Source organism: Clostridium tyrobutyricum (assembly GCF_019144085.1).
In the GTDB taxonomy this organism is placed as follows: domain Bacteria; phylum Bacillota; class Clostridia; order Clostridiales; family Clostridiaceae; genus Clostridium_B; species Clostridium_B tyrobutyricum_A.
In genome coordinates, this window is the sequence record NZ_JAHHUY010000038.1 from 1 (window position 1) to 13,607 (window position 13,607).

The 13,607-nt window shown below is 28.1% G+C and carries 13 protein-coding genes; 10 read left to right on the forward strand and 3 right to left on the reverse strand.

Features of this window, described 5'->3' with window-relative positions:
• The first annotated feature begins 222 nt into the window (after positions 1-222).
• The 4 genes from KM800_RS13225 to KM800_RS13240 all read left to right on the forward strand — a co-directional run bounded on the left by KM800_RS13225 (position 223) and on the right by KM800_RS13240 (position 4,752).
• Positions 223-975, forward strand: a complete 753-nt coding sequence (locus KM800_RS13225; protein ID WP_217813510.1) for a DeoR/GlpR family DNA-binding transcription regulator — start codon at positions 223-225, stop codon at positions 973-975.
• Positions 972-1,877: a 1-phosphofructokinase gene (gene pfkB, locus KM800_RS13230; RefSeq protein WP_217813511.1), complete on the forward strand. Its 906-nt coding sequence runs from the start codon at positions 972-974 to the stop codon at positions 1,875-1,877. Before KM800_RS13225 ends, pfkB begins: the two co-directional genes overlap by 4 nt.
• Before the next feature lie 189 nt (positions 1,878-2,066).
• A complete protein-coding gene (locus KM800_RS13235) occupies positions 2,067-3,950 on the forward strand; it encodes a PTS fructose transporter subunit IIABC (RefSeq protein ID WP_217813512.1) in 1,884 nt (627 codons plus the stop codon).
• 88 nt (positions 3,951-4,038) lie between these two features.
• Entirely contained in the window at positions 4,039-4,752 is a 714-nt protein-coding gene (locus tag KM800_RS13240) for a M48 family metallopeptidase (RefSeq protein ID WP_217813513.1), read from the forward strand.
• A gap of 4 nt (positions 4,753-4,756) precedes the next feature.
• On the opposite strand, the gene KM800_RS13245 is transcribed toward KM800_RS13240, so the two are convergent.
• Positions 4,757-5,689 (reverse strand): transposase, encoded by a 933-nt coding sequence (locus KM800_RS13245; protein WP_217813514.1) that lies wholly within the window; start codon positions 5,687-5,689, stop codon positions 4,757-4,759.
• A gap of 300 nt (positions 5,690-5,989) precedes the next feature.
• Between KM800_RS13245 and KM800_RS13250 the strand changes: the two genes are divergently transcribed.
• A complete protein-coding gene (locus tag KM800_RS13250; RefSeq protein ID WP_330655641.1) occupies positions 5,990-6,439 on the forward strand; it encodes a Fur family transcriptional regulator in 450 nt (149 codons plus the stop codon).
• A gap of 11 nt (positions 6,440-6,450) precedes the next feature.
• Here KM800_RS13250 and KM800_RS13255 read toward each other — a convergent pair whose 3' ends face one another.
• Positions 6,451-6,759: a hypothetical protein gene (locus KM800_RS13255; RefSeq protein ID WP_217813515.1), complete on the reverse strand. Its 309-nt coding sequence runs from the start codon at positions 6,757-6,759 to the stop codon at positions 6,451-6,453.
• 209 nt (positions 6,760-6,968) lie between these two features.
• On the opposite strand from KM800_RS13255, the gene KM800_RS13260 reads away from it, so the two are divergent.
• The 3 genes from KM800_RS13260 to KM800_RS13270 all read left to right on the forward strand — a co-directional run bounded on the left by KM800_RS13260 (position 6,969) and on the right by KM800_RS13270 (position 9,585).
• Complete coding sequence (locus tag KM800_RS13260; protein ID WP_217813516.1) at positions 6,969-7,370, forward strand: DUF6762 family protein; 402 nt, start codon at positions 6,969-6,971, stop codon at positions 7,368-7,370.
• A 116-nt stretch (positions 7,371-7,486) separates the two neighbouring features.
• Positions 7,487-8,539, forward strand: a complete 1,053-nt coding sequence (locus KM800_RS13265) for an HD-GYP domain-containing protein (RefSeq protein ID WP_217813517.1) — start codon at positions 7,487-7,489, stop codon at positions 8,537-8,539.
• Between the two features lie 23 nt (positions 8,540-8,562).
• Positions 8,563-9,585 (forward strand): rhomboid family intramembrane serine protease, encoded by a 1,023-nt coding sequence (locus KM800_RS13270; RefSeq protein WP_217813518.1) that lies wholly within the window; start codon positions 8,563-8,565, stop codon positions 9,583-9,585.
• Positions 9,586-9,632: 47 nt separating this feature from the next.
• Here KM800_RS13270 and KM800_RS13275 read toward each other — a convergent pair whose 3' ends face one another.
• Positions 9,633-11,363, reverse strand: coding sequence for an ATP-dependent metallopeptidase FtsH/Yme1/Tma family protein (locus tag KM800_RS13275; RefSeq protein WP_217813519.1), 1,731 nt, complete (start codon positions 11,361-11,363; stop codon positions 9,633-9,635).
• 263 nt (positions 11,364-11,626) lie between these two features.
• Between KM800_RS13275 and KM800_RS13280 the strand changes: the two genes are divergently transcribed.
• Positions 11,627-12,655 (forward strand): YkvA family protein, encoded by a 1,029-nt coding sequence (locus tag KM800_RS13280; RefSeq protein ID WP_217813520.1) that lies wholly within the window; start codon positions 11,627-11,629, stop codon positions 12,653-12,655.
• A 42-nt stretch (positions 12,656-12,697) separates the two neighbouring features.
• A complete protein-coding gene (locus tag KM800_RS13285; RefSeq protein WP_217813521.1) occupies positions 12,698-13,606 on the forward strand; it encodes a viroplasmin family protein in 909 nt (302 codons plus the stop codon).
• Position 13,607: the final 1 nt, after the last annotated feature.

Sequence of the window (13,607 nt, forward strand, 5' to 3'; positions counted from 1 at the left end):
TATTATCCACTATTTATTTTTTGAAAACTATTTTATGGAAATTATCAATATTTCGTTTGTACGAAACTTAGGTAATTAATACTACTGATTACTTTTGAAAGAATTATGAAAAAAAACGAATGATTTTAGAGCAAAATGATTGATTAGTAAAAAAATTTATATTATAATGTTTGCATAAGGAGTTAACATTAATAAATTCAATTTGGAAGAGGATGAAAAATCTTGCTTACAGAACAGCGCTATAGAATAATATTAGATGAGCTAAAACAAAAGGGAATTATAAAGATAAATTACCTTGTAAATATTTTAAATACATCTGAGTCTACTATAAGACGTGACCTTAATTACCTGGAAAGCATAAATGCAGTAAAAAGAATTCATGGTGGAGCTGCTATTCCAAAGGGAAGACTTATAGAGCCAAGCTATAGCGAAAAAGAGATACAGAATGTACAAGAAAAGAAAAAAATAGCACAATTTGCATCATCTTGCATAGAAGATGGAGATTGTATATATTTAGATTCAGGAACTTCTACATTTGAAATAATCCAATATATAAGCAACAAAAAAATAATAATAGTAACTAATGGATTAAAGCATATAAATGCCATTATTGAAAATAATATAAATGGTTATATATTAGGAGGTAAAGTTAAAAATAATACAAAAGCCGTTATAGGCATAGATGCGCTGAAGTGCATGGTTAAATTTAGATTTGACAAATGTTTTTTAGGAATAAATGGAATTCACCCTGAATATGGATTTACAACCCCTGATTCTGAAGAAGCAATACTGAAAAAAAATGCTATTGAACACTCAAGACAAAGCTATATTCTTGCAGATGAAAGTAAATTTGGAGAGGTTAGTTTTGTAAAAGTAGCTGATTTGGAAATGTCAGATATAATTACCTATGGACAAATAGAAAATTATGAAAGATATTCAGAAAAAACTAATATAAAGGTTGTGATGGATTCATGATATATACAGTAACTTTTAATCCTTCAATAGATTATGTAATACAGACTGAAAATTTGATTCTAGGAGACATTAATAGAGTTGACAATGAAAAAAAATTTGCAGGAGGAAAGGGAATAAATGTATCTCGAGTATTGAACAATCTTGGAGTCTCAAGTAAGGCACTTGGATTTATAGGTGGATTTACCGGAAAGTTTATCAAAGATTCCTTGGTGAATTTAGGAATTTTTACAGATTTTATAGAAGTTAAGGAAGACACCAGAATAAATGTAAAAATTAGATCAAAACAAGAAACTGAAATAAATGGTGCAGGTCCTGATATAGACAAGGAAAATTTAGAAAAATTATTTAAAAAAGTAGAAAACCTAAAAAGTGAAGATTTTATAGTACTTGCGGGTAATGTGCAAAAATCAGTACCTAGGGATATATACTCTAGAATTCAGCAGAGATGTAAAAATGGAAAAGTGGCAGTAGATACTACAGGTTCAGCTCTTACTGCTACATTAAAATATAAACCATTTTTAATAAAACCCAATATACATGAGCTTGGAGAAATATTTGAAAGAGAACTTAAAAGTTCAGATGAAGTAATTAAATATGCAAATGAATTGAGAAAGATGGGAGCGCAAAATGTAATAATTTCCATGGGAAAAGATGGAGCAATGCTTGTATGTGACGAAGGAGTATATAAGGCATCGGCACCTAAAGGTACAGTTCAAAATTCTGTAGGTGCAGGAGATTCTGTTGTAGCTGGTTTTTTAGCTGAATATACAAGAAGTCACAGTATAGTTGATGCATTTAAATATGGTGCAGCTTCAGGGAGTGCCACTGCATTTTCAATAGATTTGTGTAAAAAGGATTTTGTAGAGCAATTGCTAGCTGAAATATATGTAACCAAATTGTAGAACAAATTTTATTATTAATTAGATTTCTAGGTATATATTATATATGCCTATGGCAAATTTGAAAACCTTTAATTGGAAATAGTTATTTTTTAGAAATTATAAATCCAATAATATATTATAAATTTTACCAGTTAAATGTCTTTAATAATTTGCCTTATATATATTTTAAGACAATGGGAGGGAAATATTATGAAGATTACTGAACTCTTACAAAAAAATACTATAAAATTGAATTTAGAGTCAAATACTAAATCCGATGTAATAGAAGAACTTGTAGACATACTAAATTCTGCAGGTAAGCTCAATGATAAAGAGGGATATAAAAAGGAAATATTAAAAAGAGAAGCTGAATTTTCAACTGGAATTGGAGAAGGTATAGCAATACCACATGCAAAGACAGATGCAGTCAAGATTCCCGCATTGGCATTTGGATTAAAAAAAGATGGACTTGATTATGAGTCACTAGATGGGACTAAAGCTCAATTGTTTTTCATGATAGCAGCACCAGAGGGTGCAAATAACGAACATTTAGATACTCTTGCAAGATTATCAAGTATGCTTATGAATCAAGAATTCAAAAACAATCTTTTAAATGCTCAATCTGAGTACGAAGTTTTGGGAATGATAGATGAACAGGAAAAGGCTTATATAAAGGCTCAAGGTGGAGATAAAAAAACAGATGAAATTGACAGCTCAGAAAAGTTTGTATTGGCAGTTACAGCCTGCCCAACAGGAATAGCTCATACTTATATGGCTGCAGATGCACTTAACAATAAAGGTAAAGAAATCGGAGTCAACATAAAAGTTGAAACAAATGGTTCTACTGGTGTTAAGAATAAATTGACAGATGAAGAAATAGAAAAAGCAGATGGTATAATTGTAGCTGCTGACAAACAGGTTGAAATGGCTAGGTTTGATGGAAAAAAACTAGTGCAAGTTTCTGTATCCGAGGCTATTAAAGATCCAGAAGGATTGATAAACAAGGCTGTAAATGGTGATGCACCAGTGTACCATTCAGATCAAGAGGGAAAAGTTTCTAATTCTAGTGGAAAGCAAAGAGTTGGATTTTACAAACATCTTATGAGTGGTGTTTCAAATATGCTTCCTTTTGTTGTTGGCGGTGGTATTTTAATAGCTATATCTTTTATGTTTGGAATAAAAAGTTATGAACCTAATGATCCATCTTTTAATGTTATATCGAAATTACTTCATGACGTAGGTGGAACTTATGCATTCTCATTAATGGTTCCAGTACTTGCAGGATTTATTGGAATGAGTATAGCAGATAGGCCTGGTTTTGCTCCTGCTATGGTAGGCGGTTTTATAGCGGCTAAAAGTGATGCTGGATTCTTAGGTGGTCTTATTGCTGGATTTATAGCTGGTTATGTTGTATTGCTTTTGAAAAAGGTATTTTCAAAGCTTCCACAGTCGCTTGAAGGAATAAAGCCTGTACTTTTGTATCCACTGTTTGGAATATTGATTACCGGCGTAATAATGCTACTGTTTATAGTAAATCCTGTAAAGGCAATAAATTTAGGATTAGTACATTGGCTTGGATCTATGGGAAGCACAAATAGGCTTATTTTAGGGCTTATACTTGGAGGAATGATGGCAATAGATATGGGAGGTCCTATAAATAAGGCAGCATTTGCTTTTGGAATAGCTATGATAGCCAATGGAAAATTTACTCCTCATGCTGCAATAATGGCTGGAGGAATGGTGCCACCACTTGGAATTGCCATTGCTACTTCAATGTTTAAAAATAGATTCACTAAGGAAGAAAGAGAAACAGGTAAAACATGTTATATAATGGGCGCTACGTTTATTACAGAAGGTGCCATACCATTTGCAGCATCTGACCCTGGAAGAGTAATTCCTGCTTCAGTAGTAGGAGCTGCAGTTGCAGGAGGACTTTCAATGATATTTAATATAGGATTGCCTGCACCACATGGTGGAATCTTCGTAATACCAGTAATAAATGGAAATCCGCTATTGTATATACTTGCTATAGTAATAGGATCATTTATTACAGCTGGATTACTTGGAGTTTTCAAAAAACCTTTAGCACAATAATTGGCTGGATGGTTGGGGACAGTTAACAACTTTTAATTTTGAAAGTTGTTAACTGTCCCCAAAACGTTAGAAAACGTTAGGAGGAAATATGAAAATAAAATATGAGAGCAAGTTTATCACTTATCATATAATCAGAAAAAACATAAAGAATATAAATATTAGAGTAAATAATAATGGAGATATATGTGTAACTTGTCCGCTAAATGTTGCTAAATCTGCTATAGAAGAAGTTATAAATGATAAAATTCAGTGGATAGTTAAGAGATTGAATTTAGTTAATAATAGAAATATAAAATTAAATGAATTACAGATTGATAATATGAAAAAGGTATTATTTTTAGGAAAAATATTGCCAGTACAGAAATTTTACATAAATACAAATAAAACATATGTAAAATTTAATAATGATAATGCAATTATTTGCGGAAATAATTATATACTATCTAATTCAGAAAACATCAAAAAAGTTATATTAAGTGAATTAAGCACTAAGTTGTATATTATACTTAAAGAAAGAATAGATATCTATAAAAATATAATAAAAGTTAATCCTAACAAAATAACTATAAGAAATCAGAAAAGCATATGGGGAAGTTGTTCTTCAAATAGTAACTTGAGTTTTAATTACAGATTAATTATGATGCCATTAGATATAATAGATTATATAGTTGTACATGAGTTATGTCATCTAGTTTATATGAATCATTCTAAGGAATATTGGGATTTAGTTAGTTCTATAATTTCAAATTATAAACTGAAAAAAATTTGGCTCCATAATAATGGATATATAATCAATATTTAAAACTTTAAGTATTAGTAATTTGTAATTGAGATGATTTGCTGTAAGCTATAAAGCTATTGATAATATTTTTATATTTTTTGCTACTAGCCAGAAATAATCCATTTTCATAAAGCCGTAGAGTATTTGAATTAGAAATATTTCCAATTATATTGGATATCTTATTAAGTTTGAAATTGCATAGGCATCTGAGTAAAAATACACATAGAGATTTTAATTCCATATTTTTATGATTGTATTTTCCATTTATACAGAAAGGTTTTTTAGTAAAATGTTTTATAAAATCTATGATTTTTTCTGGCTTAAAATGTCTAACTAATATATGATTATCTTGTATATAAGTATTTTCTTTTTTTATAAGTTCAATTTTATTTTCAATAGCCTTATTTACTGAGTTTAAAATTAAATCAAGGTAATTTTTTATAGCTTCATATCTATTCAAACTGAAATGATTTAGAATAAAATCTGTATCTACAAGATCATTTTTAGAATTTTTTTTATTTAAATATGCATGGATACTTGAATATTTATATTTATTAATACAATTTTTATACTTTGAAATGTCTTTTGGATTATTGTGTATATATAATGATACAACTACCGCATATCTGTCACTTTGTATTGGTTTACTTTTAAAACGATCTGCAAATACATGACCATGCCTGTTATATTTTTTATTATAATATTGAGCATAACTCTGGTTGATAGATTTCATGAATTTTGATATATCTGCACCATTATCATTAATTTGAAGATGATAATGTGTATCCATTATTATATATGAATAAATTTTTACCATATAGGCTTTTTTGTACTTTCTTAATAAGTTTAAAAATCTTTCTTTGTCATTAGAATCTTTAAAAAGTGTGAGTTCACTTATACCTCTACTCATAATATGATGAAGGTTTATTCCATTTTTTTGACGGGAAGTTCTTGACATCAACAAAAATTCCTTTCCAAAATAGACTTATTTGATAAATATATTATGATTATTGACAATATAAATAATTTTTAAACGAGTTAAAGGGACAGTTAACAATTTTTTCGTTTTAATTTATAAAAAATTGTTAACTGTCCCCACATTATTACCACATTAAACTTAAAAAAGTATATAATATATGTAATATATATTAAAGATATTATGCGTGTAATGAATCATATTTATATTTATAGTAGTAAAAGATAATAAATATGTAAATAATCTTGTCCATTAAATATTTTTAAGATTTGAGGTGATTTTGTGAATGATATTGAAGAATGTTTAAGAAAATATAATATGAAAGTTACAAAACCTAGGGTAAACATACTAGAAATATTTTTTAAAAGTGATAATGCTATAACTGCTGAGGATATTTTTAATAAATGTAAGTCGAAAAATGTTAATGTAGATATATCTACAATTTATAGATCTTTGGATCTTTTTGAAGATAAAAAGATAATAAAAAAATTTGATTTAGGATTAAATAAATCTGCTTATGCCATAATAAGGAAAAAGCATAAACATATAATACAATGTAAATTGTGTCACAAAAAGGTTGAAATAGATTGTCCAATGCAGGAAATAGAAGAGATAATAAAAAGTAAAACAGGATTTATGCTTTCCGAATCGGATGAAAAATTGGATTTTAAATTAGACGGAATATGTGAAGATTGCAGAAATAAATTATTGAAAGAACATATTAAAATATAGTAAATTTTACTTTAATAAGGGTAAACCTTGGACACTTTCCATATTCCTTTCTTGTTTTTTTCTAAAAATACCTCATAATTAATAGATCTGTGAGGCTTACCATTTGAAAGTCCATTTACTTTTACAAAAGCATCAACACCGTTAGAAAAATATAGAGTTTTATTACTAATGTCATACATTTTATATTCATTAAAAATTCCAGTTGTAAAATACTGTTCAATAGCATAATTTATATCTTTAGATTTATTTAAGTTATATTGATGTAATATTATTATACCTGTAAATAAAATAAAGATTATTAAGCATATAAATTTTTTCATAATTTATTCCCCCATATTGTGTTATAATTATTGAGATTTTATTTTGTAGCCTAAGTAATAAAAAGTATATAATATAATAATAACTTTTATTTGCATATAAGTAAATATATGCAAATAAATTTATATTAAATATTTATCTTAAAAGTACGATATAGTATAGTGCAAGGTATTAACGATATTTAGTGGGTACATTACAAGGAGATGTTAAATTGGATTTTTCTACATTAGTTTTAATAGAAAAAGATAGAGATACAGGACTGATAAAAAATCGGCTTGGAAGCTATAATGCAGTAGACGGAGCACAATATATAAGAAAAATGTATTACGATGGCAATTGCGTAAATGTTTATTTTAATACAAATAAAGACGTGGAAGATTGGCAGTATTATGCTATCTTTGATATGTTTGAAAAATATAAGTTCAATGAAAATAATTTTGAAATTGAGGAAGTTGAAGATGAATATAATCCCACGTGGATAGTTAAATTTGACTATAATAATGATCATAATTTAATGGAAAATAGATTAAATACACTGTGTAATTTGATAAACACTTGTATTAATAAAGTTTTCAATGATATAGAGGATAAAAGACAAGAATATGAAGATTAATTTTCTAATAGAAGTTGTGTACTAGTAATAATAATAGGTATACTATATACTTGTTATTATAAAAAAATTAAGTATGCATTAAAGTAAATATTTATAACTTTATTGAGGTGTAACTAATGAGAATGGAGCATATAAGTAAAATTAGAGAAGGGCAGGTCCTTGGAAAAAGTATACTTACATCAGATGGACAAATTTTATTAAAGGCGGGAGTAAATCTAAGTGGGATATATATAAATAAATTGAGAAACCTTGGGGTATGTTATATATATATAGAAGATGAAATGTTAGATGATGTATATGTAGAAGATGAAAAATTGACCCAACTTAAACAAAGTGCTATGAAAAGTATGTCCTCCATAGTTGGCAAATTATATGATTGTAATGGAAAGGGTTTTGAAAAAGCTATAGCACCAGTTCAAGATATGATGGATTATATACTTAATATGGGTGATGTAAATAAAAGTTTATATGATATAAAAACATATGATAATTATACCTCTATACATTCTTTGGATACTTGTGTTATGTCGTGTTTTTTAGCTATGACATCAGGAGTAGATTCTTGTGATCTGAGAGAGGTTGGAGTAGGAGCAATTTTACATGATGTTGGGAAAACAAAAGTTCCAATTGAAATATTAAATAAAAAAGCTAAGCTTACCTATGAAGAATTTGAAGAGATAAAAAAACATCCTATTTATGGTGTGGAACTTTTAAAAAAAAATCTTACGATTTCTAATAGAATTATAAAGGTAGTTGAACAGCATCATGAAAGAATTGATGGAAGAGGCTATCCATATGGATTAAAGGACAAACAGATAACTAAATTTGCAAAGATAGTGTGTATATGTGATGTATATGATGCGGTAAGCAATGATAGAGTATATAGAAAAAAGTTTAAATTAAATGAATCTTATGAACTAATACTTTCTGGAAGTGGCAGTGCTTTTGATAAGCAACTTGTATTGAATTTCAAAAATACATTTGCCATTTATCCACTTGGATGTCATGTTAATTTGTCTAATAATGAAGATGGATATATAATAAAACAAAATAAAGGTTTTCCAGATAGACCGGTAGTAAGGGTTATAGAGAACAGTGACAATATTTCATGTTTTCATGAAATAGATTTGCTTTATAATACTAATATTGTAATTTTAGGAATAATATAATATTAGTTTTTAGGGAGAATTTTATGGATAAATATATACAAAATTTAATTAAAGAATTATACCATTTATACAATTTTAATATTTTGGAAATTGGTAGTGTTGCTGGATCCATTAGTGACTGGGGAGTTTATGGTGTACATAATAATAATTTAAATATAGTTCTTTTTTCAGATTTGGATCATTACAGGCATATAGATACTAATATATTAAAAGTTAAGCTTCATAATATAATTGGATGCAGTAATTTAACACTCACAATTGTATTGTTGGAAAATGATACTTCATCCATCCAACAAAAAATCGGTGATTGGATTAGTTATCCACAATGTGAATTAATTTTAATAGATGTTAATTTAAATAGGATATTATATTATAGTGAATCTGCCAATACAATTGCATATAAAATAGGTAATTGTATAAATAAGCTGGACAATCATAATAAGCGTAGAGATAAACATAGTAGGTTTATCATAAGAGGATCAGAAATAACATATTTTATTGTGGCCTTAAATATAATATTTTATATTATAACAGCTATTTTATCAAAAAATATATTTAGCAGTGATATAAATGTATTAGTTTATATGGGTGCTAAAGTTAATCAACTTATTTCATCTGGACAGTATTATAGATTAATATTATGTATGTTTTTACATGGAGGTATTATACATTTAGGGCTTAACATGTATGCACTTGTAGCTATTGGACCTTTAGTGGAAAAGATATATGGTAAGTTGAAATATATATTTATATATATTTTTTCAGGTATTATTGCTTCTGTTTTTAGTTATATTTTTTCACCTAGTATATCCATTGGAGCTTCAGGTGCCATATTTGGTTTGTTTGGAGCAACTTTGATATTTGCTTTAAAGATGAAAAACAGAATAAATAAAGAATTTATATACAGTATTTTTTCTGTAATTGCCGTTAACCTGATTTTGGGATTTTCGGTAGCCAATGTAGACAATTTTGGCCATGTTGGGGGACTACTAGGTGGAATAGTATCTTCTTTAGTTTTAAGAAACAGGAAAAACGGGGACAGTTAACAACTTTTACTTTTAAAAAGTTGTTAACTGTCCCCTACTAAGCTATTTTAAATCAAATCATCTTCAAAGAGAGTTTCTTTTTCTATAAGTTTTTTTGTTTTTAATTGGAGAAAATCCATATTTTCAAGAATAAGTTTTTTGGTATTTTCATAAATCTTATCTACCAGGTTCTTACATTCTATTATGATATTATCCTGATTAATATTTAATTGTGAGAGTTCTTCCATATTCAATAATCCTAGAGTTTTACCCATTCCATATCTAGTCACCATATTATAGGCTATATTTGTACACCGCTTTAAATCATTATGTGCACCTGTTGTAATAAATTCAGGACCGAATACAATATCTTCCGCAGCTCTACCGCCAAGGAGTACCATCATTTTTTTTGTTAGATAATCTTTATTTTGATACAATCTGTCTTCTGGAATACTCAAAGTATATCCACCGGCTCCTTTTGTGCTAGGTATTATAGTAACTTTGGATACTTTTTCATTTGGGAGCATCTTTAAAGATGTAATAGCATGTCCCATTTCATGATAAGCTGTAATGCTTTTATCTGTATTTTTTATATAATTTCTGTTTTTTTTCTCATATCCTGCTAAGGTTATAGAAAATGCTTTGTCCATATGGTTGTTTTCAATAGTTGGATTGTTCTCTTTACACGCAATAATAGCTGCTTCATTTATTAAACTTTCAATCTTGGCACCTGAAAAATAGGATGTTTTCTGAGCCCAGTCTTTTATATTTATATTTCCAACAGGCTTATTTTTTAAATGCAGATTAATAATTTTTTCTCTTGCAGATATATCTGGAAGATTTATTTCGATATGCCTGTCAAATCTTCCAGGCCTCAAAAGAGCAGGATCTAATGTATCTAATCTATTTGTAGCTGCAATAACTACTGTGCCATCATCTTCATTAAATCCTGAGATTTCCGTTAATAAAGCATTTAAAGTTTGATCTCTTTCATCAGAGGACGAAGCAGCTCCACTTTCTCTTTTTTTACCTATGGCATCTATTTCATCTATAAATATAATGGACTTTTTCTTCTTGTTGTTTCGTGCTTTTTTGAATAATTGTCTTATACGGCTGGCACCTACGCCTACATATATTTGGACAAAGTCTGATCCTGATACAGCATAAAAAGGAACTCCCGCTTCACCTGCAATAGCTTTTGCCATCAAGGTCTTACCCGTACCTGGTTCACCATAGAGTATTACTCCTTTAGGTATTCTAGCTCCATATGATTTATATTTTTCAGGATTAATTAGAAAATCAACTATGTCTTGAACACTTTCTTTTGCTTCTTCATTTCCAGCCATATTTTCAAAGGTAAAGTCTGGATTTTCTATTGCTTTAGTATCTATTGCATCTACAGAAAATGATTTTTTAGTTTTTACTTTGGCTGATCTTAAATATGTGGCAATTATACAGACAATAGACACTAACAAACCTATTAAGGAAAATTTTTCTGTATTATTTAATGGATATTGTTCTAAAACTTTTACATTACTACTAAGTAAAGTTTCTTTGAAATTATTTGTTCCTGGATTATCTGTTTCATATACTTGTCCATTTGTTAGCATAAATTTAATTTTATTGGAATCTATAATGTATACTGTAGATATTTTTTTCGATTTTAGTTCATATTTAAAGGAAGTATATGCTTTGTAAGTCGGTTTTGGATTAGTATATTTTGAAAATATCAATGTAGATAGTGAAATTACAAGTACTATAATTGGCAATATTAAAAATCTATTTTTTATTTTCCCCATTTAATCACCTGTTCCCTTAAGATATTTTTATATGCAATTTTAATTTAATTCTACCTTCTTTTAATATAATATAATATAGTTATTTATTAGTCTAATTAAAATCATAAAATTTGCTAAAGCAATTTTTAGAAATGAAGGGGACAGTTAACAACTTTTGCAAGATTAAAAGTTGTTAACTGTCCCCCAAGCACCCCAAGCACCCATCTATCGCTAATTTTTAATTTATTGTATACTTTATTTATAAATTGAGGAGGAAAATTAAAATGAAAATATCTGCTGCTAAATTTAAATTAACAGATCAAGATGTCTTAAGCTTGATAAAAGATTATATACATTTGAATGGAGTTGAAATAAAAAATATATTAATAGATGAAGTTATAACTATAGAGGGTAGCTATACAAACAAATTAAACATGTCCTTTGAAATAAAAATAGGGCTAGGAAATATAAAAGACAATATTTTAAATCTAAAAATATATAATTTAAAATTATACAAACTAAAAATTTTTAATTCTATTAAAGATATTATTTCGAAGAATATTCTCAAAGATTTTTTTTATTATGGGATAAAAGTAGACAAGGATACTGTAAGTATAGATTTGAATACTGCTGTGAAATTAATACCACATTTCAACTTGAAATTGATAAAAATGGATATTTCTTCTGGCCAAATAAAAGTGGAAGTTAAAAACATAGTATATAAAAAAGACAAAAAATTTCCTAATTTAAATAAAACTTGTGAACTGTCCCCAAAGAACCCCAAAAACTCACCAAAGAACTCCTTAACAAATTCAAATAAATACGTTAAATTGAGAGAAACTATTATTAAAAAACTCCCAGGTAAGTTTTCCAAACTAGCAGAGTACGTTATGTTTATGCCTGACATAGTAATACTTTTTTGGAGATTATTCAAGGACAAGAGAGTAAGTCCCAAAATAAAAATTGTTCTGGTAAACGCAATTTTGTATATTATAAGCCCTGTGGATCTTATACCAGGTTTTATCCCAATAATTGGACAAATGGATGATGTAGCAGTGGCATTTTTCGCACTAAATTATATAATAGATAAGGTTCCAAAGGAAATAATACTTGAAAATTGGCAGGGGAAAAATGATGTTATTATTATGACACAGGAGGTAATAAAATATATAACTGAAATAGTGGGTATGGGAAATATTTCGAAAATATCCGATTTAATAAAGAGTATGTTGAAAAAACCATCTAAAAAGTTTATTACCAACAAGCAGTATAGAAATGTTTACACAGGAAATAATGGAAATAGTAAATCATAAAAAATTGTATTAAAAGATAAGTTACAAAGGAGAATGTATAAAATGGCCAAGAAACTATATGCAATTCACGAGGGATTTGACCCAAAGACCAATAAAAAGATTGAAAATAAAATAGTCAACACATGGGCTGAATGTTTAAAATATGTAAAGGGGGTCAAAGGAGCTAAGTACAAAAGCTTTACAGATATCAACAGTGCAAATCAATATCTGAATCAGGGAAGCAAACTTCTCAAAAAAGGGCAGAATACTTATCCGAAAGATTGTCTGCACATATATGTAGATGGCAGTTATAACACAGGTACTCAGATGTATTCATATGGTTTAGTTGCTGTTAGAAATAATGTAGTTGAATATATTGAAAGCGGAGCATGTAAAGATAAGTCTGAAAAAAATATAAGACAGATAGCTGGTGAACTTCAAGGAGCTGTAAAAGCGGTCCAATATGCATTTGATACAGGAAATAAAAAAGTCGTGATATTCCACGATTATGAAGGTATATCTCATCATGCTACTGGTTTCTGGGAGAGAAAGGAAAAATCCTCAATAGAATATTACAACAAAATGAATGAGCTAATGAACAAGGGTATTGAAGTGATATTTGTAAAAGTTGATAGTCACACGGGGGATTTATTCAATGAACTTGTTGATGAAAAATGCAAGGAAAAATTGTCCATACAATCAGATAGAACAGTGGAAAAGTGGCTCCTTGCAAATAAAATAAATGTGTCCACACAGTATGTAAAAGATGAAATTTTAAAATTAGCTCCAAATGGAGATAAAAATATAGTTGTTATAGGCCATGAGGATCTTCATAAAGCAGATAACGAAAATGAAAATTATTTTAAAAATATTATAAAAAAATATAAAGAGGATCCAATATCAAATCAAAAACTCATAGCTAATTTAAATGGCAAACAAAAAACAGAGTTAATTGAATACTTGTTAAAATAGG